General features: G+C 56.1%; 18 protein-coding genes. 9 read left to right on the top strand and 9 right to left on the bottom strand.

Annotated features, from left to right (window positions below; genetic code table 11):
• Positions 1–204: 204 nt before the first annotated feature.
• From HFM78_RS02620 to pruA, 3 genes are all read left to right on the top strand, one after another.
• Positions 205–1,197 carry a M14 family zinc carboxypeptidase gene (locus tag HFM78_RS02620; protein ID WP_287127862.1) on the top strand — a complete coding sequence of 331 codons (993 nt, stop codon included), beginning with the start codon at positions 205–207 and terminating at the stop codon, positions 1,195–1,197.
• Positions 1,194–1,541 carry a hypothetical protein gene (locus tag HFM78_RS02615; RefSeq protein WP_287127861.1) on the top strand — a complete coding sequence of 116 codons (348 nt, stop codon included), beginning with the start codon at positions 1,194–1,196 and terminating at the stop codon, positions 1,539–1,541. The genes HFM78_RS02620 and HFM78_RS02615 overlap by 4 nt, the downstream gene beginning before the upstream one ends.
• An 89-nt stretch (positions 1,542–1,630) precedes the next feature.
• The gene (pruA, locus tag HFM78_RS02610) at positions 1,631–4,600 is read left to right on the top strand and encodes an L-glutamate gamma-semialdehyde dehydrogenase (protein WP_287127860.1); all 2,970 of its coding nucleotides are present in this window, start codon (positions 1,631–1,633) and stop codon (positions 4,598–4,600) included.
• Positions 4,601–4,610: 10 nt separating this feature from the next.
• Here the strand turns inward: pruA and HFM78_RS02605 are convergent, their stop codons facing one another.
• From HFM78_RS02605 to HFM78_RS02575, 7 genes are all read right to left on the bottom strand, one after another.
• The gene (locus tag HFM78_RS02605; RefSeq protein WP_287127859.1) at positions 4,611–5,465 is read right to left on the bottom strand and encodes an SDR family oxidoreductase; all 855 of its coding nucleotides are present in this window, start codon (positions 5,463–5,465) and stop codon (positions 4,611–4,613) included.
• A gap of 41 nt (positions 5,466–5,506) precedes the next feature.
• The gene (locus HFM78_RS02600; protein WP_287127858.1) at positions 5,507–5,953 is read right to left on the bottom strand and encodes a hypothetical protein; all 447 of its coding nucleotides are present in this window, start codon (positions 5,951–5,953) and stop codon (positions 5,507–5,509) included.
• Positions 5,950–8,106: a cation:proton antiporter gene (locus HFM78_RS02595; protein ID WP_287127857.1), complete on the bottom strand. Its 2,157-nt coding sequence runs from the start codon at positions 8,104–8,106 to the stop codon at positions 5,950–5,952. The genes HFM78_RS02600 and HFM78_RS02595 overlap by 4 nt, the downstream gene beginning before the upstream one ends.
• 77 nt (positions 8,107–8,183) lie before the next feature.
• On the bottom strand, positions 8,184–8,519 hold the full coding sequence (locus HFM78_RS02590; protein WP_287127856.1) for a hypothetical protein: 336 nt from the start codon (positions 8,517–8,519) through the stop codon (positions 8,184–8,186).
• Between the two features lie 31 nt (positions 8,520–8,550).
• Positions 8,551–9,744, bottom strand: a complete 1,194-nt coding sequence (gene glp, locus HFM78_RS02585; protein WP_287127855.1) for a gephyrin-like molybdotransferase Glp — start codon at positions 9,742–9,744, stop codon at positions 8,551–8,553.
• The gene (gene clpP / locus HFM78_RS02580; RefSeq protein WP_287127854.1) at positions 9,745–10,353 is read right to left on the bottom strand and encodes an ATP-dependent Clp endopeptidase proteolytic subunit ClpP; all 609 of its coding nucleotides are present in this window, start codon (positions 10,351–10,353) and stop codon (positions 9,745–9,747) included.
• 423 nt (positions 10,354–10,776) lie between these two features.
• Positions 10,777–12,300, bottom strand: coding sequence for a long-chain fatty acid--CoA ligase (locus HFM78_RS02575; protein WP_287127853.1), 1,524 nt, complete (start codon positions 12,298–12,300; stop codon positions 10,777–10,779).
• A 119-nt stretch (positions 12,301–12,419) separates the two neighbouring features.
• Between HFM78_RS02575 and HFM78_RS02570 the strand changes: the two genes are divergently transcribed.
• The gene (locus HFM78_RS02570; RefSeq protein ID WP_287127852.1) at positions 12,420–12,764 is read left to right on the top strand and encodes a hypothetical protein; all 345 of its coding nucleotides are present in this window, start codon (positions 12,420–12,422) and stop codon (positions 12,762–12,764) included.
• Positions 12,765–12,874: 110 nt separating this feature from the next.
• On the opposite strand, the gene nrdJ is transcribed toward HFM78_RS02570, so the two are convergent.
• Positions 12,875–16,168: a ribonucleoside-triphosphate reductase, adenosylcobalamin-dependent gene (gene nrdJ, locus HFM78_RS02565; RefSeq protein WP_287127851.1), complete on the bottom strand. Its 3,294-nt coding sequence runs from the start codon at positions 16,166–16,168 to the stop codon at positions 12,875–12,877.
• 192 nt (positions 16,169–16,360) lie between these two features.
• On the opposite strand from nrdJ, the gene HFM78_RS02560 reads away from it, so the two are divergent.
• The 3 genes from HFM78_RS02560 (at position 16,361) to HFM78_RS02550 (ending at position 18,596) form a co-directional block, all read left to right on the top strand.
• A complete protein-coding gene (locus tag HFM78_RS02560) occupies positions 16,361–17,089 on the top strand; it encodes a WecB/TagA/CpsF family glycosyltransferase (protein ID WP_287127850.1) in 729 nt (242 codons plus the stop codon).
• Positions 17,089–17,796: a cell division ATP-binding protein FtsE gene (gene ftsE / locus HFM78_RS02555; RefSeq protein WP_287127849.1), complete on the top strand. Its 708-nt coding sequence runs from the start codon at positions 17,089–17,091 to the stop codon at positions 17,794–17,796. The genes HFM78_RS02560 and ftsE overlap by 1 nt, the downstream gene beginning before the upstream one ends.
• An 83-nt stretch (positions 17,797–17,879) precedes the next feature.
• Positions 17,880–18,596: a L,D-transpeptidase gene (locus tag HFM78_RS02550; RefSeq protein ID WP_287127848.1), complete on the top strand. Its 717-nt coding sequence runs from the start codon at positions 17,880–17,882 to the stop codon at positions 18,594–18,596.
• Between the two features lie 224 nt (positions 18,597–18,820).
• Here HFM78_RS02550 and HFM78_RS02545 read toward each other — a convergent pair whose 3' ends face one another.
• A complete protein-coding gene (locus tag HFM78_RS02545) occupies positions 18,821–19,606 on the bottom strand; it encodes a phosphatidate cytidylyltransferase (protein WP_287127847.1) in 786 nt (261 codons plus the stop codon).
• 155 nt (positions 19,607–19,761) lie between these two features.
• Between HFM78_RS02545 and HFM78_RS02540 the strand changes: the two genes are divergently transcribed.
• On the top strand, positions 19,762–20,931 hold the full coding sequence (locus HFM78_RS02540) for a hypothetical protein (protein ID WP_287127846.1): 1,170 nt from the start codon (positions 19,762–19,764) through the stop codon (positions 20,929–20,931).
• A gap of 12 nt (positions 20,932–20,943) precedes the next feature.
• On the top strand, positions 20,944–21,510 hold a 567-nt coding region (locus HFM78_RS02535; protein ID WP_287127845.1), incomplete at its 3' end, for a hypothetical protein.

Here is a 21,510-nt window from a genome sequence, read left to right as displayed (position 1 = left end):
TCGCCTCATCAATTAAGGCGAACTGCTCAGGGGTGGCGACTAAATTTGACTCAAGAACTAACATACTGCTGTTATAGTTTATTTAAGCTGAAAGTTGTCGCTTAGATATCCTATGCGCCTTTGGCTGATACGGCTTATAGCCCCATAGCTGAAGCTAGGGGTTTTACGTCGCTCTTGATAATTCAGCCATGGTCAGCAGACAAAGTGGATACACTCGCGCCAGTGCCCGTCGAGGTTACGACCCATAGCTGTCCTGGGATGGTCGCCTGCGTCTTGGTCAACGGCAATGTGGTTACGAAATGGTCCGGTACCCTGGGGACGACGAGGGCAGGACGACCGATTACCGCGCACTACTTCCAGGGTACGGGGGCGGGACGCGCGCTGGTGATCGGTGGGGTCCATGGCTCTGAGCAATCGGCAGTCGAAGTGGCACAAAATCTGGTTGCTGAACTGAAAAAAGGTCCCTCGCCCGCTTACTCAGTCCTGATTGTGCCGGTACTGTTTCCCGATAGCTACGCCCTAGCTCGTACCCAACGGCTGCAACCGGGCGGGGTGGGCGGACCCCAGGATTCCAACCGGGGCCGCTATGTCCGGGGCCTAGACCCCAACCGCAACTTCCCCGCCCCCGGTCAACTCACCCCCCACGACCGTCTGGGCCGCTCCCTGTTACCCGAAAATGTCCTGTTAATGGACCTGATTACCCGCTTTGCTCCGACCCGGATTGCTAGCCTCCACGCCCACCGCCTCCCCCAGGGACCGCTGAAACGAGGACAGGCCACCGCTGGGATCTACGCCGCACCCCAGACTTGGGCCAAGGATACCCCGGCGGACCAGCAACAGCTTTACCGTACGCAGACGCAACAGGACGATACCCTGGCCCTGACCATGGCCCGTCATGCCCAAGCCCGAGGTGCACGGGTGCCGGGGAACTGGTTGACGAGCCGCCCGATTACGCGCTATCCCATGGGCCGCATCCAGGGCGGGACTTCTCTGGGCCAGTGGGGACCCCGCGCTATTCCCGGACAACGCGCAGGGCTGACCGTAATTACCGTCGAGGCGGCGAGCTACTACCCCAGTGACCAAGCACAAAAACCAGCGTTACGTGAGCGCGAATTAGCCGCCCTGAGTTCCGCCCTCTATCAAGTTTTTCTTACTGAAAAACCTCTACCGGGAAGTTACAAGGAAACTAACAAATGAAAACTAATTCATCATTCATTGAGAAGCTATTACAACGTGTTCCACGTCTGAAGCCTCTGTATGATGAACACATTAAAGAAAATGACGATCTCCTTCCTAACGTTTTTATGGGCGATGTGACTAGATCTGTAATTAAAGAAGCGCAAGGTCCTCAGTTCGATTCATTACTAAGACCATTGCTCGACTATCTTGAGGAAGGAATTATAACGGGTAGCGATCAAATACAAGAGCTAATCATCGTCTCTTTTGTGGAAAATCTAATCGGTGAAACCGTCACGCTAAGTAAGCTGAGGCCACTTCTACCACCAATTATAAGAAATGAAGTTGAACGTATTTGCGGTTAGCTAATAACTAGAAATTTGCCCAGTGCGTAAATTACACTGGTTTAGTACGTGTATAAGATTTAAAGTGAGGTTAAGCACGGAACCGAACGATGACCCAGACCCCGACCCGTCCCAGTACTCAGCCCGAACTCGAAGCCCGGATTCATGCCCTGGGTACCTATGTTTTGCAACAAAGTAGCGGCGGCAAAGGCATCGCGGCCCTCCTCCAGAAGTCTTGGTGGGACGACAAGATTATGGAATGGGCGATGGCGGACGAACGCATCCGCGTCGAGTTGTTCCGGTTGGTGGACTGTCTCCCGGCCCTAGCCGACAAGCCCGCCGTGGCCCGTCATATGCAGGAATATCTGGGACAACGGGGTTTACCGCTGCCCGACCTTCTCCAAAAAGCCATTAACTTCACCAAACCCGACACCCTCCCTGCCCAAACCGCCGCTACCGCCATGACCATGGGGGCGGAGCAACTGGCGAAACGCTTTATCTGTGGCGCGACTGTAGCCGAAGCCCTCAAATCCATCCAACAGTTACGCAAGAAAAAACTAGCCTTTTCCCTAGACCTGCTGGGCGAAGCGGTGATTTCGGAAAAAGAAGCCCTAGGCTACCTGCAACGTTATCTCGACCTGATGCCTCAACTAGCCCAAGCCGCCCAACAGTGGCGCAAGTTAGACCTGATTGACCAAGCCGACGGAGAGGACTTACCCCGCATTAGTGTCTCAGTGAAACTCAGTGCGCTCTATTCCCAATTCGACCCCCTTGATCCGGTGGGAACCGAGCGGGTCGTGAGTGAACGGTTGGGACAAATTCTACACCGGGCTAAGGAGACTGGATGCTATCTCCATGTGGATATGGAACAGTACGCCTACAAGGATCTGACCTACCAAATTGTGCAACGGGTCCTGATGAGTCCCGAATTCCGGGGGCAGACCGGGCTGGGGCTGACCGTCCAGGCCTATCTTAAGGATAGTTACCAGGATGCTGAACAGATTGTGGCTTGGGCGAAGGGGCGCGGTACCCCGGTTATGGTGCGCCTAGTAAAAGGAGCCTACTGGGACCAAGAGGTGATCCGAGCGAGCCAGGAACACTGGCCCATCCCGGTCTACACCGACAAAGCCCAGACTGACCAGAACTTTGAGCGGATTACCGAACTGCTGTTACGCAACCACGCCTACGTCCACACCGCGATTGCCAGTCATAACGTCCGCTCCCTGGCAAACGCCCTAGCCCTAGCTGAACAGTACCAAGTCCCGACCCAGGCGTTTGAGGTCCAGATGCTCTACGGGATGGCGGACCGCTATGCCCAAGCCGTGGCAGGACTCGAACACCGGGTCCGGGTCTACAGTCCCTACGGTGAACTCTTGCCGGGGATGGCCTACTTAATCCGCCGCTTACTAGAAAATACCGCGAACACCTCTTTTCTCCGCCAGAGTCTCGAAAAAGATACCCAGCATCTCCTGGAGCCGCCCCGACCCAGCCCCTCATCCCTTGCCCCCTTGACGATTCCCAGTTTTGTCAACAGTGCGAACCAAGACTTCGCCCAAGCCCTCCCCCGCGAACAGCTAGCCCAGGCCCTCCGCCAAGTCCAACTCGCCCTTGGTCAGACCTATCGTCCCAGTATCGGGAAGGCAACGCCCCCAGTTGCCTCAGTGAATCCCGCCAACCCCGAGGAAGTGGTGGGCTGGGTTGGTTACAGTGACGAGCCGGGAGCCGAACAAGCCCTTCAACTGGCCCACCAAACCTTCAAAACTTGGCGTAAAACTCCCGCCGCTGACCGCGCCCAAGTCCTCGAACGGGTCGCAGACCAACTGGAAGCCCGCCGGTTTGAGTTCATCGCTTGGTTGATGCTAGAGGTGGCGAAACCCGCCCGTGAAGCCGATGCTGAGGTATCAGAGGCGATTGATTTTTGTCGCTACTACAGTCAAGAGATGCTCCGCCTCGCACCGGGTCAGAACCAGCCGGTCGCTGGGGAAACCAACCGTTACCACTATCGGCCCAGGGGCGTGACGATTGTGATTGGGCCTTGGAACTTCCCCCTCGCCATCCCCTTAGGCATGACCGCCGCCGCCTTGGTCACGGGCAATACCACCATCCTCAAGCCCTCGGAGCAGTCTTCGGTCGTGGGCTACTTGATTCACCAACTCTTTGAACGGGCGGGACTACCCCCAGGCTGTTTGACTTACTTACCCGGTCGCGGGGAACTCGTCGGAGCCTATCTAGTGCGCCATCCCCTGACCGCCATCGTCGCCTTCACCGGGTCAAAAAAGGTGGGCTGCCAGATCTACCAGACCTGCGCGGAACTCCAACCCGGTCAGACTCAGATGAAACGGGTCATCGCCGAGATGGGCGGCAAAAACGCCATCATTGTGGACGACAGTGCGGACCTAGACCAAGCCGTGCTGGGGGTCCTCCAATCGGCCTTCGGGTACAGCGGTCAGAAATGTTCGGCCTGTTCGCGGGTGATTGTTCTTGCTGCCATCCATGATGCTTTTGTCGAACGGTTAGTCGAGGCGGCCCGTTCCCTGACTATCGGTCCCCCCACGGACCCCACCCATCGCATCAACCCTCTGATTGATGAAGTCGCCCAACGGCGGGTTGAGCAATACATCGCCCAGGCTCCTGCCCAGGGTCAAGTCGTCCTCCAGGTCCCCGCGCCCAGCCCGGGCTATTACGTCGGACCCACCATCGTCACCGGGGTCCAGCCCAGCGCACCCCTAGCCCAGGAGGAGATCTTCGGTCCTATTTTGACCGTCCTTAAGGCCGGGACTTTTCACGAGGCTCTAGAGATTGCTAATGGTACGCCCTACGCCCTGACTGGGGGACTTTATTCGCGCACGCCCTCTCACATCGCGCTGGCCCAAGACGATTTCGAGGTGGGCAACCTCTACATCAACCGGGGCACCACCGGGGCCATTGTCGCTCGCCAACCCTTCGGCGGGTTTAAGTTGAGCGGGTTGGGGACCAAGGCCGGAGGACCAGACTACCTCCTGCAATTCCTGGACCCGCGCACCATCACCGAGAACATCCAACGACAAGGGTTTGCGCCTTTAGAAGGATTCGTCTTCTAATTAGTGCTCATCAAAGCGGGCGGTCTAGGCCAAAGGTACTTTTGAGGAGGCCATCCCGCCAGGAGGTGGGCAAGTTACGGACGGTCCCGAGCAAGAGCGACCCGCCAGGGAAGACCACATAACGGTCCTGGGGCGTGTCCTCAGTCAAAGCTTTGAGGATAGCCTCCGTAACCGCCTCCGCCGCAACCCCTTGTTGGGCCAAGCTGCTGAGTTGAGACTGGATTTTGGGCAGGATGGCGCGGTAGGGCGACGACGGCATGAGTTGGGCCATCGTCTCTTGAGCGCGGTCAAAGAAGTTAGTTTTAACAGGACCAGGCTGGATCACGGAGACCTGGATATTAAATGGGGCCAACTCCATGCGTAGTGCGTCACTGAGAGCTTCCACGGCGTACTTACTGGCATGGTACAACCCCTCAAAGGGCAGGGTTAAAACCCCCGCAATTGAACTGAGGTTGATGATCCGGCCCTGCCGTTGGCTCATCCAAGTCGGGATAAAGCCCTGGGTCAACAGCAATAATCCAAAGACATTTACCTCGAACTGCTCACGTAATTGGGTTTCCGTGACCTCCGAGAGGGGACCGTATTCGATGTAGCCCGCATTGTTGATGAGCGCGTCCACCCGTCCGTAGTGGGCTAGGGTCTGTTGGGCCAGAGCTTTGACCTGGACTGGATCGCGCAGATCCGTGGGGACGACGAGGGCTGAGCCGCCGGCGGCCTCAACCTCAGCAGCAACTTCCTGTAGGGCGGACTCTGTGCGTGCCGCCAGGACCAAGCGGCTCCCACGCTGACCCAAAGCGAGGGCCGTAGCGCGACCAATCCCCGCTGAAGCTCCCGTGATGACAACCACCGCTCCCGTGAGTTCCATATCTACTCCAGGCACTTCCCCAGGGTAAGCGATGGTCTGGGTCAAGTCGGCTCAATCTGACCGGAGAAGGGGATTACCTGATCTTTAAACGCAAGGGTGCCCCGGACCTTGCCTTGCTGGAAGGTGGCGGCGACCGTGACGGGTTGCGCCCCTGGACACCTCATACTACCCGTCAAGTTAACCGAGTCTGTACCATCAATCTTGCCGTGGATCGTGCCATTACCCTTGAAGGCGCGGCTGAGGCGGTCCTTGGGGCTATCACTTGCCAACAGGTCAGCATTGAGGTAACTCCCGGATTGTCCAATCACCAAGAGCGGCGGAGCTTGCCCCAAACAACTCAGGTTCATGGCTAGTCGGTATTTACCACTGATACTCTGGGGGGCCTTGAGGTGAGCCGTCCCGTAATTGACAATTGCCGTGAATGAGCCAATCAATAACCCGGTCATACCGACATAGTAAAGAACAGTTGTGGTAGGGGTAAATTTCATCGGGGGCTTACCAAGGCGGGGGGCATGACCGTACTGGTGAGCAGGGATTCGAGGTGGGGCGTGGCATTGCGGTGATGCCGGACAATCAAGAGCGAGGTCTGACAACGGGTAATCAGTTCATCGGGCGTCGGGCCAAAAAGATGCCGTTCAGTTCCCCATTGAGGACTAGTCCCCATCACCAAGAGGCTGGCGCGTCGGGAAGCCTCAACCAGCCCTTCCACGGGGTCCTGATTGAAAGCGATACACTCCAAATTCACCCGCTCCTGGAAAACTGCAATCAGATCGCGGGTTTCACGGCTGAAGGGGGTGGTCTGGAGGACCGTCAGATTAGCTCCATGGCCCAAGGCCAGCCGGGGAGCTAATTCTAGGGCCAACAGATCATGAACCGTCCCGCCGTAGGGGACGACCAGCCGACTCCCGGTCCCCAGGTTCAAGCCCCGGTCCACAAAAACGGCCACATCCGTCGGCGCGGTCTCCAGGACGCGGCGGACCTTACCGCCCAAGGGGTCCGCCACGAAGCCGGGACGGTGCCAACCCAGTAATACAAGATCTGCCCCGGTCTGTTTTGCTAACCGACAGAGGTCCGTGGTGATATCTTCACTCATCTGACTAATCGGCTGGAGGATGGGACTCTGGACCTCCGCCACCAAAACAGCCAGTCGTTCTTGACTCTGGCTGAGCATGGCAGTCACCCGCTCCGGGAGGTCAGTGTAAGTGTATTCATCCCCCAAACGCACTAGATTAACTGGATAGACACGGGCTGCCAGACCCTCAGGACGGGCGAGGGCCACCGCTAGGTGGACTAAACCCTGCTCAGAGTCAGGATTCGCCACGGGGACCAAGATGGCATAGGTAGGGTCAGTTGCCACGGGCAGGGCATCTTCTTCACCGAAGAGCCGTTGGGGGTAGACCCAGTTCAGGACCGGGGTAGTGGCAAAGGTCGTCACCAGAGCCATGATCACCATCATGGCGAAGAGGGCAGGCGAGATTACCCCCAGATCCAACCCGATATTGAGGATGATGAGCTCCATCAGACCCCGCGTATTCATCAGGACCCCCAGGGCCGAGGCTTCCCGCCAACTCAGACCCGAGAGTTTTGCCGCCAAGGTCGAGCCACCAAACTTACCTAGGGTCGCCGCGAAGACCACTAGGGCACAGTCGAGCCAGAGTGCCCCGTCGTTAAGTAGACCAAACTGTGTCCTGAGTCCGGTGTAAGCAAAGAAGATCGGCAACAAAAAGACAATCGTAAAATCTTCCGTTTTCTCGGCTAGGTCCCGGACAAAGACCGAACGCTGGGGCATCACCGCCCCAAACAAAAATGCTCCAAAAACCGTATGGATACCAATAAGCTCGGTAATCATCGCCGAGACCAACATCCCCACAAAAATTATTGCCACCATCAGTTGTGTAAGCTTGCCGTTTTGCTGGGCCTCCACATAGTCCGCTAAACGATTGAGGAGCATCCGTCCCACCGTCAACATAAAAGCGATATAGACCACAGCCAATAGCGTCGTCGGCAAGGCCGCCAGCATATCCCCGGAGCGCACCACCGAGATGACGAAGGCCAACATGCACCACGCCGTCACATCGTCCACCGCCGCACAGGTAATGGCAATCGTGCCCAAATAGGTTTTATGTAAGTTGCGCTCCGTCAAAATCCGTGCCAGTACCGGAAAAGCCGTCACCGACATCGCCGCCCCCATAAAAAGGGCAAAGGAGATAAAAGGAACCGTGTCGTTAGATAGGGATTGATAGAGATACAACGCCAGCAGTGCCCCCAACAAAAAGGGCGCGACAATACTGGCATGGGAGACGACCATCGCTGCTTGACCCTTTCCCCGCAGATGCTCACTATTGAATTCCAACCCCACCAGGAACATAAAGAAGATAAGCCCCATTTGCGCCAAGATATTGAGGTAGGGCGCGGTCACAGGCGGGAATAACTGGGCCGATAGGTCCGGGGCCAACAGTCCAAAAAACGAGGGACCCAACATAATCCCGGCCACAATCTCACCGATGACCAAGGGCTGGTTGATCTTCTTGAACAACAGCCCCATTCCCCGCGAGAGGGCAATGATGATGCTGATCTGGATAAGCAGCAGCAGCAGGATGTTCACTTCACCGGGGGTGGTAGCGGCGATGGGCAGGAACATAGGTTTCTCTAGGTGGACACACCACAACCTAAGCACATCCACCCGCCGGGTCTATAGGACAGCTGACCTATTTGCGGCTAAGGACGGTTAGCGACCAGGAATTCCTGCACATCTTCGAGGAGGCGCGTCAACTCGGCTTCGCCACTAACTTGGATTTCAGTACTCTTGAGGGTGACAAGGACTTTAGCGGCAAAAGGACTAGGCCAGAGGTTGGGATTGCCATAGACTTCCACGAAAATCGGTTCGCGCTGGCGATATTCCACGGCGGCCTGGGGTTGTTTGCGGTTGGCTTGGGCCTGTTTGATGCGCTCCATCAGTTCGCGCAGGTCAGTATCTAGGCGCACAGCCTCGACGACACTGAAGCGCACCCGCAATGAGACATCGGCAATGTGTAACTGGATAAAAGGCTGCATGGTCCAATAGTACGGGGTTTCAGGCGCAATTTTACGGTAGGGCGACCACCCGCACCGAATCCCCAGTTTGGACTAGGGTCTGGCCCTGCTCCAGAATGGCAAAGGCATTGACCCCACTCAAGTTAGCAAAATTAGCTGAGTTATCCACACCAAAGGGCTGGAATTGACCTTGATGGAGTCGGCCCCGCAGGTAATGGCGGCGGTCCCCCCCTGCTTTGAGCGGTCCCATCAAAACCGCCTGCTCTTCAGGTAAAAGCCAGTCTTGCTCGGAGTAGCCTAGGGCTTTACGTAACGCCGGATAGACCGTCAACCAAAAACCCACAAACGCTGAGACTGGGTTCCCCGGTAGCCCCCAGTAACAAGCCTGCTCCCAGTGGGCAAAGGTAAGGGGTTTTCCCGGTTTCAAGTTCATCTGCCGGACGAGCACTTGCGCCCCCAACTCATCCAGGACACGCTCCACATAGTCATAGGTCCCCACCGAGACCCCACCGGAGGAGAGGATAAAATCTGCTGTCTTTGCTCTCGTCAAAACCTCCGCCAAGGCCACCGGGTCATCGGGCACAATCCCCAAGTTCCAGGGGGTTCCCCCACCGGCACGGACTAATGCCGTAAGCATTGGCTGATTACTGTCAAGGACTTGACCCAGAGCGGGCGTCTGACCCAGGGGCACCAATTCATCGCCCGTGGAGAGAATCGCCACTAAAGGCGGACGCTGTACCTGCACCTGGGCATAATTCAAACTTGCTAAAATCCCAATCTCCGCCGGGGTAAGCGGGGTACCAGGGGCAATTAAGACCGCCCCCGCCCACCGGAACTCGCCTTGTTGCCGAATAAATTGACCCCGTTGCGGGGGATACCGAAATTTCACCCGTCCATCCGCGAGTTCTTCGGTCCGCTCCTGCATCACTACGGCTTCTGTCCCCGTGGGCAACATTGCCCCCGTGAGGACCCTGGTGCAGTGACCGGGGGTGAGGACTCGTCGCGGGACCTTCCCCGCCGGGACCTCCTCAACGACAACTAGCACGGGTTCAGGGTCCGTCGTCCAATCACTACAGACCACCGCATAGCCGTCCATTGCCGAGTTAGCCCAAGCTGGTATGTCTTGGGGCGTGCTGACCACCTGAGCCAGCACCCGTCCGAGACTCAGTTCCACTGCTACCGACTCAACGGAGCCGACCTGGACTTGTGCCAAGACCAGTCGTTGGACCTCCTCGACCGTCAGCATCTAGCGCATGCTAGAAGTTAGGGCAATCGCTGGGGGCCGCTGGACAATCACTTGGTCCACCAACCCGTAGGCCATCGCTTCATCAGCGGACATGAAGAAGTCACGCTCGGTGTCCTTTTCGATGCGCTCTAGGGATTGTCCGGTGTGTTGGACGAGCAGATCATTCAATTGGGCGCGGATATAGAGGATTTCCTTCGCCATGATGGCAATGTCTGTCGCCTGACCCTGGGCTCCACCCAGAGGTTGGTGGATCATTACCCGCGCATTGGGCAGGGTGAACCGCTTGCCTTTTTCACCTGCCGCTAGCAAAAAGGCTCCCATGGAGGCCGCGAGCCCTACACAGATCGTGGAGACCTGGGGCCGGATCTGCTGCATCGTGTCGTAGATTGCCATACCAGCGGTGATCGAGCCACCGGGGGAGTTGATGTAGATAGCGATGTCTTTTTCAGGGTCCTCAGCTTCTAGGAAAAGCAGTTGGGCCACAGTCACGTTAGCCACCATGTCGTTGATCGGTGTGCCAATGAAGATGATGCGTTCCCGCAACAGGCGCGAAAAGATATCAAAAGCGCGTTCGCCCCGCGAGGACTGTTCAATTACGGTCGGAATCATGGTGGTTACCCTTGCTTCTTCTAGGATATCCCACCCCCTCTCCGCTTAGCCTCTATCCAGTACCCACGTCTCGGAATTTTTGGCAAGCGGACCAAGACATCCCTAACCAAGGGACACAAAAAATTGACTTCTACAACAAAGGGTGTAACTTATCAAAACAAGCTTTCACATCTTCCCATTGAGGATATAGTAAACTCACGTAAAGCGTAGCATTTTTTTGTATTCTTGCAACTCGGGAAAATCAAAGACTTCATGCTTTAGTCCCCACTCAAAGATAAACTTAACCGCTGAAAAAGATTTGCATAGATGCCAACGCTCCCGGATGAAGCTTTACCATGTTTCCAGATATCTTCTGTCGGATTCTGCTCTGTGAGGCCAGGGCGATTAAAGTATACTCTGACGGCATCCTGAAAATCTGAAGATTCACGTTAGTTCCGTCACAGAATGGCCTTTCAAACCTTCTTTCAAGACTCGTTTGAGGACTTTACCCGTAGCTGAGCGCGGTAGCTCAGGGAGGAAGGTTACTTGGCGTGGGCATTTGTAATCAGCCAGGAATTGGCGACAGTGCTGAATAATTTGGAGGGAGGTGAGGCTAGTTTCGGGCTGGAGTTGGATGAAAGCATGGACTGACTCGCCTTTCACCGCATCAAAATCCCCGACCACGGCGGCTTCAACTACGGCTGAATGTTGGTGGATCACTTCTTCGACCTCCCGAGAATAAACATTCAAGCCACCCACGAGGATTAGGTCTTTGAGTCGGTCCACAATGAAGAGATAGCCATCTTCATCTAAGTAACCTAGATCTCCAGTGTGATAGCCGCCATTGCGGAGGACTTGGGCCGTAGCTTCTGGTTGGTTGAGGTAGCCCTTGAAGACATTGGGTCCACGCACCACGATCTCACCCACCTGTCCAGGAACGGTCACTACTTGGTCAGTTACGGGGTCCACAATGACCATCTGCTGGCCCTGAAGCGGCAGGCCCACTGAGCCGATTTTGCGCTGGCCCCTCAGGGGATTGAGGGTTGTAATCGGACTGCATTCCGTCGGACCATCGCCCTCGATAATCAAGGTCTGGAACTTCGCCTCAAAAGCCCGGAGCGTCTCCACCGGGAGTGGTGCCCCGCCGGAAATACAGAAGCGCAGACCCGCCAAACTCACCCCTTGGGCCGCCGTGAGTAAGGCCCCAAATAACGCCGGTACGCCTAGAAAAACTGTGCAGTTAAATTCAGCAAGATGGCGTAGCGTAATCCCCGGCACAAACCTCGACTCAAGAAATACACTCGCCCCCGCCCTGAGAAACACCAGCAGAGCCACGTTTAAGGCGTAGGCATGGAAGAGCGGTAACACACAGTAGAGCCGGTCTTGGGGTGTGACCCCGACGGTCCCCACCGCCGCCGCCGAATCATAGTCCAGGTTGTGACTGGTCAACATCGCGCCCTTGGGCCTTCCCGTCGTTCCCGAGGTATAGAGGACTGCCACTACATCTTCAGGAGCAACAGGATGAGGGCGTAGCAGCGGCGGTTGGGTGAGGAGTCGGCTGTAGGGGAGGGCCACCGGGTCTTGGTCCCCTACTTGGATGACCAAACCCCCGAACGTTTTGAGTACCTCTTGCAGTGCCGCCAATAGAGGACCCAAGGTCACCAAGGCCACCGCCCCGCTGTCCTGAAGGATATGGGCGACCTCTTGGGGCTTTAGGAGGGGGTTGAGGGTGACGAGTTCAGCCCCCAGTCGCCAGAGTCCGTACACCGTCACCGGGAACGGCAAAATATTGGGCAGCATCACTGCCACCCGGTCCCCAGCCCGGATACCCAGGTCTCGCAGGCCCCCAGCTAGGGCCGCGCTCTGCTGCTGTAACTGACGATAGCTGAGGGTCTGGTCCGGTGTGACGAGAGCCGGATGTTCGGGAAACTCTTGGGCCACACGGTCGAGCAGGGTTGCGAGGTTCATTGGGTATGGGACACGCTTAAGGATTTAGTGTACTGCCCTGGGGTCTTCTGTACCCCATAACAGATGTGTTCTAGAAAACATCTACGGTAAAGTTGAGAGTGCTCTGATTGTGTGGTGTTATGTTTTCTCAACCGCCTCGTCCTGAAGATAAAGAAGTCGCCCCGGACAGTTATTCTGAACTCCAATCTCAAGGTGAAGACCTCGGCTATACCCTGACCCCCAAGGCTTTAGATACCGAGCCCACCCCCAATGACCTCCTCCAAGCCGCTGGCAGCTATGCCCAAGCCGCTCTAGGTTCGGGAGCCGAGGTGAATACTTTTAGTAAGGTCTCTGACAAACCCGAGACCTGGAACGCCGATATCAGCAACGGCAAGCAACGGGCCGTGCTCGTGGCGGTGCGGGTCCCCGGCGGCTACAACTTCTACGTAGAAGGGGCCACCGGCTCTACCGAAGGCAAGTGGTAATCTACTCGCGATGTTCGTCCTGCGGGTACACGGGCTTCTGGGTTCGCTGAGCCAGCATCTATGGGCCGATAATGGCCCGATATTTAATAGGGATGGCTAGCCACGACTGCCTAATTTTTTTTGCGCTCAGGTAACAGACAACCCAGCGCGTCACAACCCGCCGGACCCTCGGTCATGAGGTAGCCTAAATCGTACTGTAGGACCGCAGCGGCAAAATCAGCGGTCTGTTTACGGTGCAACACGGCAGCACTCAACTGTTCAAACGTCGCTCGGTCAATCTTCTCAAAGGGCAGACGCGGGAAGGGCGCATCGAAACGAGCCAGAAGAGCCGCGCTCACATACCCCTCATCCTGTTGGATAGCCTCAAAAATACGCTGGCCCATCGCGTCAATCTCGTCTTCCCTGAGTTCAATCGTGGCACTGGTGTTGTGGGTGGTGTAGTGGCGTTGGACTTGCATATAAAAATCCATCTGCGCCAAGGCACTGAATTTCTCAATCACAATCTCATCGGCCCCCGGCAGGTTCGCCCAGGGTACTTCCACCGGGATCTCGACTAACCACTCGGTACACCGGGGATCGAAGGGGTCATCCAAGAGCTTACCCTGTTCGTCTTTGTCTGCCTGGGAGGGGACGACACTGTAACCAAAATCCAGACAGGCCAAGGCCACGGGGTCATTTTTCGCAAAGGTAATGCGCCGGATGTAGCGTTGGGCCTTGGGGGGATGCCAACCGGGAGCCGCCCCACTCAATAAGCTCTTGGTCCCGGCGGGTTGGGTCGTCGTACAACGGTTGGGCCGATTGAGTCCATGGCGGTCGCAGTATTCCCAAACGGTCTGGTTAACGGTTTCACGCCAACTATTTAAGTAACGCGTCTCTTGTTCCTTAAACTTGATTCCTTCATCGGTCGCGGGTCGTCCCGTCTCCCACCAATGCAACCACCGCACCCCAAAGGCTTGTACAAAGAAATCAAACAGTCCCGTAAACGAAACCCCCACAATCGGGTCAATAGACCGTGAATACTGATACCGCTCTTCTTGAAAATGATGATTCAACAGAGCAACTACTGACAATGCCCCTGCTTTGAAGGCATCAGTTTGGGCTTGTTCATCACCGGGGTCAATCTGATTGAGGTGGATCTCAGAAAGGTTACATTGTCCTGTGAGCGTCCCGCCAAACACACCCTTGTGATATTCCGGCTCATTGAAACAGAACGTGTTATGTCGTCCAACTAGCGGCTCTACAGAACGAATAACCTGCCACTCATCCCTAGCTTGGGGTTTGTGACCACGACTTGTATCCAATCGCTGACAGGGAATTGCGGCACAATCGGTCACTTGCAGATACCACAGATCCTTCTTACGCGTACCCAAATTAGTTTGTTCGCCAGCTTTCCCTGCCCAGTTAATGGAAGACCGAATCCCACACTTAATCAAGAGCAGATAAACTCGGTAGGCCCGTTCATAATCCGAGAGGTAGATACGAATTCCGCCCGAAGGTACCGCCGAACCATCCGCATCCGCCAACCCTGCCACAAAGTTAAGGATAGATTCACGGTCCCAACTCGCAAGCTCCGCTAAGGAAGCAGCCGTATCTTTTAATTGCCGGACATGGCGTGGATCAAAGTCGTGATGAAAACCAGAGTAGACCAAACAGGGGGTTTGTTTCGACGCTGTGTAATAACGTTGTATTCCTGAAGAATATCCTGCTAGAACAGGTACTTTGTTGCTTTTCACTCCATAGAGCCGGAGTTGCAGTTGCGGTTTACCTTGAGAGCCACAAACCGAACCATCACCTACCAATTGACCCAGGGTATAGGCCAAGACAGGCGGGACGAATTTACCATCTTGATAAACAATCTCGAACGGCTCGGTATGGAGCAGATATTCACTGGTCTGAATACGTTCTGCCAATTCCGCTGTAGTCAATTCCAGATACGCTTTACCAAAGCGGTCTTTGACAAAGAAGCGGTGCTTTTCCGTAACATCCAGATGGGTTCCGTCGTTAAACCGAACGCGGTACAATTCCTGCCCCTGACCCGTTTGAACTGGAACGACGCGACTCCAACTCCGCCCATTCCATACCTCTACAACCTGTCCCACAAGGTCTTCAATCCAGTGCATTCCGTCACGGACAATTAACATCGTCTCCCCGGATACACAGTGAAAATTAGCACCTAAAATCTCCCCGCAGGGATTCAGACCATACCGCTCCAAACGGTGTTCAACCTCCTTGGAGCTTGTGGTAGGTTTGTGTTCTTGAATCCAGTTTGCTGCCTTTCCTTGGGCGTAGGCTTCAAGAAAGGATTTTTTCAACTCAGGCGTAGTCAAAATATCGTGATTAGCACGGGCAACCGCTTCCCCGGCCCACTGAATTGCACCCTCCCCCGAGTAATACTGTTTCTTAACCGCTTCAACACACTCTTCAAGACTGGGACGGTGATGATAAACACGGGTATGGTTCGCCATCCGTAGGGAATCACGCTCTGCATCTACCCGCCAGTTCCCCTCTGTATCTTGGACCCAAAGATTATCTTTAGCCGTGGCAGCCAACGTGTCGTTACTGTTGAACTGACGCATCCCAGCGCTACGCCTTATGTTCCCGGCAACGATACAAGAAGCGGCTTCATCAATGAGTAAACAGCACTCGATTGAATTGAGTCGGCGGTGGATAGCTTTGTTGAGAATACGCGTACAGCGGGTATAGAGTTCGGGTAACTTAATCGGATTTGCCATCCCGCCGAAGCCCTTGAGGGTCTCGCCGCTGGGACGGATATCGCTGAGGTCTACGGAGATTTGGACCTCACCCTTGAAACTTTCGTCGCTGGCGCATTCGAGGAGGGTCTGGTAGGACTGGACCCAACCTTGCCGACTATCCCCGACTTGGATCTGGACCGCTTGGCCCGTGATGGTCACGCGGGTTTCCTCTTGACGCTCAGCCGGGGGCGTAGTGCCGATGGCTCCCAGCAGGTTGACGGTGAGGTGATTGCAGATGGGGGGGAGTTGTTCGATGTACTTGGGTTCGAGGACCGCCCCGGTACCACAGCCCATCATGGCGAGGTCCATCATCAACCCGAAAGCCCGCCAATCCACCACATTCGTTGAGGTGCAATTGTAGGAACCCGAAAAATTCTCGGCCCGCTCAATCCAGCCCGTGCCGCCCACCCAGAGCCAACGCCCCGAGGGGAGGGCCTTGAGGGACTGTTGCATCCGGGCGACGAGTGCCGTTTCCTCAGGTGTGAACTGCCCCAAGTGACTCAAGCCCGCTACGGTGCGCTGACAGACCTCCGCCCAAGTCTCCCGACTCGCCGTCCCTGCCAAACCCCGCCGACTGTAGGTCCTGAAGAAAACCGGGTTGGCACAGGGCGCGTTCTCGGGAAAATCGCTCGGCGGGCGAATATTAGTCACAGCAGTTCCTGATGAAATTTCAAGTTCATATAGGATAGCCCGCCTTAATCTAGTGGTCAATCCTTGACAAATGGGTAAGACCACACTATCAGTAGTTCAGGTGTGGGGTGGACGGGGGAGTGGACGGTGCTTGCCGTTGCTCCCCGTAACGAAGTCGTGCTTTTATTAAGAGCTAAACCTCACGGTACGTCTGTGACCGTACTTACCAAAAATAGTGTGTTGGGTCTGCCGGTTCACCTGTCGCTGGACTATCGCGGCTGGTTGGTGGAGCAGTTGCAGCAGGGTCAAAGTCTGCATGTAGTAACGCTTAACGCCGAGATGGCGATGCTTGCCCGTCAAGAACCCCCGCTAGCCCAACTCATTCAACAGGCCGACCTCGTAATCCCTGACGGTGCCGGGGTGGTCTGGGCCTTGGGGCTAAAAGGAGCACGGGTGGACCGTTGCCCAGGGATTGAACTGGTGGAAGGACTGTTGCCCCGGCTTACCCCTGACCAGGGGGTGTATCTATTGGGAGCGGGTCCGGGCGTCGTAGCAAAGGTGGCCCAACAGTGGCAGACCCGTTTTGAGAATTTGCAGGTGGTCGGCTATCGCGATGGTTATTTCCAGACCGGCGAGGAACCCCTAGTCTTAGCGGAACTCCAACGCACCCGGCCCGTCCTGGTCTTGGTGGGCCTGGGGGTCCCCAAACAGGAATACCTGATCCAACGCTGGCGGCGGGCTTTGCCTCAAGCGGTGTGGATCGGGGTGGGCGGGAGTTTTGATGTCTGGGCGGGGACCAAAGAACGGGCACCCCGCCTCTTCCGGGAGAACTCTCTAGAGTGGCTATACCGGCTCTACCAAGAACCCCAGCGTTGGCGGCGGATGTTGGCCCTGCCCCAATTCGCGCTCCAGGTCCTTTTTACCCGTGGAGTCTCCGATTGATGTTCAACCTATTGACCCCGGCCCTGCCCGTCCCAGCGGCGGCAACTACAGCTCTAGTCTGTTTGGAAGGTGTATCTAAGACCTATGCCAATGGCGTCCAGGGTCTCAAAGAAGTGGACTTGACCGTAAACCGGGGCGAGTTTCTCTGGATCTCTGGGGTCTCCGGTTCGGGTAAATCCACGCTACTCAAGTTGCTCTACGGGGCTGAGAAACCGACAGCGGGCCGCGTCTGGGTAGACCGCCAACCTGTTGCCACGCTCCGCTCCCATGCCTTAGCCAATTTACGCCGCCGGATTGGGGTCGTCTTCCAAGACTACAAGCTCCTCCCGCGCCGGACTGTGGCGGAGAATATCACCTTTGTCCTCAAAGCCCTCGCCTATGGTCGCCCCGAGATCCGCCGCCGTCTCTGGCCCACCCTCAAAATTGTCGGTCTGGAAAGTAAAGCCGACTGTTTCCCAGAGCAACTATCGGGGGGCGAACAACAACGGGTCGCCATCGCCCGCGCCGTGGTCCACACCCCCTTACTCCTCCTTGCCGACGAGCCCACCGGCAACCTAGACCCGACTAGCACCGCCATGGTCCTCGAAATCCTCCACCAACTCCACACGGTCGGGGTTGCCATAATTATCACCACCCACGACCAGACCCTCTTAGACCGCACCGCCCACCGGATTATTCACCTCGAACAGGGCCGGGTGGTGAGTTAATTTCGCACAAGTTAATTGCTCTAGACGGTGCAATTAACCCGATAAAATTCGACAATAGCTATCTCAGGCGCGGTGAAATGCGGATGGTCCGTTGGTTGGGTTGGATAGGGTTAGCTTTTTTAGTTCCGGTGTCGGCTCAAGTCCCGAGGGAGAGTACCCAGGCGGTGGTGGTGGTGGCCAAGGACTGGGACCAGACCCAGGGGCAACTATACCGTTTTGTGCGCGGGGAGCAGGGCTGGGTGCAGATGGGCGAGCAGCGGCCTGTGGTTTTAGGACAGAGCGGTTTAGCTTGGGGGCGGGGGTTACACACGTTACCCAAGCCAGCCAGCCCGCTAAAAAAAGAAGGTGATGGACGGGCACCCGCCGGGATTTTCAGTCTGGGGGGAGCCTACGGCTATGGAACCAAACCTCTGACGGCCCTGACCTACCGGGAGAGCCAGCCCGAGGACCGTTGTGTGGACGATAGCAATTCTGACTTCTATAACCAGATTGTGCCCCTGACCATCCCCATTCCCTGGACCTCAGCCGAAGTAATGCGGCGCGAGGATGACCTTTACCGGCGTTTGGTCGTGGTTAACCATAACGTCGCCCCAGCAATCCCCCAAGGCGGGAGTTGTATTTTTATGCATCTCTGGCGTTCCCCCAGTAGCCCGACTGTGGGCTGTACCGCCATGGCAAGTACAACGATGGACCCACTCCTCGCTTGGCTCGACCCCGAGTCCAAGCCCGTCCTAATCCAATTACCCCAGACTGTTTATGAGCAGGTTCAAAGCACCTGGAATTTACCCAAGCTCCCCTAGAGCCATGCCTTACCCATGAGTCAGTGTTCAAGAAGAACAGAGAAGAGGGTAAGCGCGGCGTTCCCCTACGGGAATCATGAAGACGGTCAGAGGGCGGGGTGTGATAAACAGTTGGACGATTCAAATAGCAATTAAACCGACTAAGTTACCCTCCCGCCCTCGTAGGCTGTTGGGGATGTTGAGATAAACCAGAGCGAACCATAGATGTGGGTCACGCACAACCTCTAGGAACCAAAAGCCAACAGGATAAAGTAAAACGCTAAAGGTGCCGTAAAAATATAACTGTCACAACGGTCCAAGATACCCCCATGACCGGGAATGATATTGCCAGAGTCCTTAAGTCGGGCTGAGCGTTTCATCAACGACTCAATCAGATCACCCAGGAGAGCCGTCCCCCCCACCAGTAACCCAAACAAGAATCCCAAGCCCAAGTCCCAGGCCAAGAGACCCCCACCGATCATACCTACCCCGGTACTAGCGACAATCCCAAAAACCGCACCCTCCAGGGTTTTTTTTGGACTGACGCGGGGGTAAAGGCTGAGCTTGCCAAAACTCTTCCCCACCACATAAGCCCCAATATCCGCCGCCCAGATACACAAAAAAGTCAATAACATAAATTTATCGCCCCCCTCCAATCCCCGCAACCGCAACCAGTAACTAGGAAAAACCCCGGCATAAAATAGCCCCAACAAAGAAGTTGCAATATCCGCCGTCCGCGCCGCCGTCGGACGAAAGAGTAAATAACAAAAAATCAAAGACCCAGCTAACAGAAATCCCCCCTCAACAAAACGTGGGAAAAATTGTTGTACGACCAACAGACTCAAAGCCAAAGTCGTACTCAAACGCCGGGAGGGTAAATAGCCCTCAGCCTCGACCATAACAAAGTATTCCTTAAGGCCCAAGTACATCAAAATACCGAGGGCCACCATCAGCCAAGCCCCGCCCAAAGCAATGCTGATGAGCGCAAGCCCAATGGCAATCACAGCACTTGCGAATCGGGTCCAGAACATTGACTAAAGCCCCAGGGTAGTGTGAGTCCCTAAACCGAGTGTAGGTCCCATTGGGGCTGGGATCATCAACTTAGGTAATTATTTACCCGCCTCACCCCCGGTTACGGCGGGGATGCATGGGGCATACTGGGGCTAATTGTCGCTGCGGGCTAGTCGTGGAGCTAGATGTCTTGCCCAACGCCCTCACCGTACCCGTGACGCTCATGGGCATGGATACTTCCCACCGGGACGGCTTTAGCCACTGGCTCCTGGCAGAATTTGATGTGGACTCCCAAGACGCGTGCACGGCCTTACCCGAACACCTATTGGGCCTGCTGGTGGCAACGGCCCAGGGCTGGACGGGCCGGGTCTGGGACGGGGCCTCTTTGGTGCAAAAACAACAATTGCTAGACCGACTCTGTGCCCACGGGACCCTCGGTGACCTGCGCGGCGAAGTGGGGGACTGGTGGTGGTTCGCGCTGGGAACAACGGAGTTTCGGCTTGAGGCGGGGGAATTTTATGGGCCGGAGGACCGGGTACAAACCCGGATTGCCCAGCAACTCCTCACGGATGCGGGCTTGTTGAGCGAACCAGGGCTGACCCAACTCCAAAAATTAGCCGAGCAACACCAACTCGCTTTACCCGCCTGTCTGATGGCAGCAGCTCAGACCTGGGACCAACCGCTCTGGTTAATGGGCCAAGTGGTATGGGCCAACCCCAAGGCGCAAGCACTCGCCTGGACCCCGCCCTTCAGTGAAGGCAGTTTCACGGCCCAGACGCCCATGGGTTGGGCCAACTTCCAAGGTTTGACTCTGGGCAGGGTGGGGGTCATCCGGCCCCGTCCCGCCCTCCGGCTCCGCGACCAAACCAGTACAGTCCTCAGGGACCTATTGCCCACAGCCGTCCGCCTAGACTGGATCACGAGCGACTTCAGGGGGGTATTGAAGGACTTGTTGCCGCACCTGGGACGGCTCCAGGCGCGGGTCGTCCTCTGTCTGGAGCAACCGGGGCAGTTGGAGGTATTCTTCACCGAGTTTTGTACGGACCTAGAGCAACCCAGTTTTGATACTAATGCCTTAGCTTGGGCAAGAGCGGAGGGGCATCTGCAATTGCGTCTAGGGGTGGGGTTGTCTCAGTCCTATCAAATCGCGCTGTTGGGAGATGACTCCGGCGATGGACTGTATTATTACGCTGCCCAAGACCAGCCGGTGCGGATTTTGGGGAGTTGGGAGGAAGGCGAGCTTGAGACGTATCGACAAAATTTTGAGACCCTCTGGCAGACTACCGCCGACAACCGGGTACAAGTGATTGACCTGACTGACTTGTTAGAAAAGTATGGTTATTAGGGAGTGGGGAGCATGGATGGAGCTGAGTTCGAGACCTATATCGTCACTGCTCAAAAGACTTTTGAGCAACTCCTTGCCTACCTCCGGCAGGTGTTACCCGAACAGACAGACCTAGCTGACCAGGCCCAAGAACAACTAGCTCTACTACTCGGTCGGCTCAACCATGACCTGCCCCTCGTCGCCGCAAACCAGTTATGGGAACTGCGCGCTGAGTTACTGCACACCCAAGCCCAAGCAACCGCCCTCGAAGAGCAACTGGTCACGGAGGGCACGAACCTGACCACCCTCGAAGACCGCCGCACCGGGGACCTCGACCGGATTGCTGTCCTCCAAGAAGAACTCAACACCGCCCGCGCCGAATTATGTAAGAGTATCGAACGAGAACTAGTTTTACAAACTCGACCTGCTCCAGATGCAACCGAAGCCCAAGTCCTCGCTGAATTATTAGTTGCCGAACAAAAATCTGACGCATTAGAAACTCAACTCGCCATTGCTAACCGTCGCGTTAACGATTTGGAAACCCAACTTACCCTCGCGCAGCAACAAGTAGCCCAGTTGCAATCCCCCCCAGTCCAGCCC

The sequence above is a fragment of the Candidatus Cyanaurora vandensis genome (assembly GCF_013285555.1).
GTDB lineage: Bacteria > Cyanobacteriota > Cyanobacteriia > Gloeobacterales > Anthocerotibacteraceae > Cyanaurora > Cyanaurora vandensis.
Note: the sequence above shows the minus strand (reverse complement) of the source record. Positions and strands in the feature narration are given on the sequence as shown.

Bases quoted from the DNA above. Each gene is read 5' to 3' on its own strand.
- HFM78_RS02615 (WP_287127861.1), top strand. From the start codon at position 1,194: ATGAAAACTAATTCATCATTCATTGAGAAGCTATTACAACGTGTTCCA.
- pruA (WP_287127860.1), top strand. From the start codon at position 1,631: ATGACCCAGACCCCGACCCGTCCCAGTACTCAGCCCGAACTCGAAGCC.
- HFM78_RS02605 (WP_287127859.1), bottom strand. From the start codon at position 5,465: ATGGAACTCACGGGAGCGGTGGTTGTCATCACGGGAGCTTCAGCGGGG.
- HFM78_RS02600 (WP_287127858.1), bottom strand. From the start codon at position 5,953: ATGAAATTTACCCCTACCACAACTGTTCTTTACTATGTCGGTATGACC.
- HFM78_RS02595 (WP_287127857.1), bottom strand. From the start codon at position 8,106: ATGTTCCTGCCCATCGCCGCTACCACCCCCGGTGAAGTGAACATCCTG.
- HFM78_RS02590 (WP_287127856.1), bottom strand. From the start codon at position 8,519: ATGCAGCCTTTTATCCAGTTACACATTGCCGATGTCTCATTGCGGGTG.
- glp (WP_287127855.1), bottom strand. From the start codon at position 9,744: ATGCTGACGGTCGAGGAGGTCCAACGACTGGTCTTGGCACAAGTCCAG.
- clpP (WP_287127854.1), bottom strand. From the start codon at position 10,353: ATGATTCCGACCGTAATTGAACAGTCCTCGCGGGGCGAACGCGCTTTT.
- HFM78_RS02575 (WP_287127853.1), bottom strand. From the start codon at position 12,300: ATGAACCTCGCAACCCTGCTCGACCGTGTGGCCCAAGAGTTTCCCGAA.
- HFM78_RS02570 (WP_287127852.1), top strand. From the start codon at position 12,420: ATGTTTTCTCAACCGCCTCGTCCTGAAGATAAAGAAGTCGCCCCGGAC.
- ftsE (WP_287127849.1), top strand. From the start codon at position 17,089: ATGTTCAACCTATTGACCCCGGCCCTGCCCGTCCCAGCGGCGGCAACT.
- HFM78_RS02550 (WP_287127848.1), top strand. From the start codon at position 17,880: ATGGTCCGTTGGTTGGGTTGGATAGGGTTAGCTTTTTTAGTTCCGGTG.
- HFM78_RS02545 (WP_287127847.1), bottom strand. From the start codon at position 19,606: ATGTTCTGGACCCGATTCGCAAGTGCTGTGATTGCCATTGGGCTTGCG.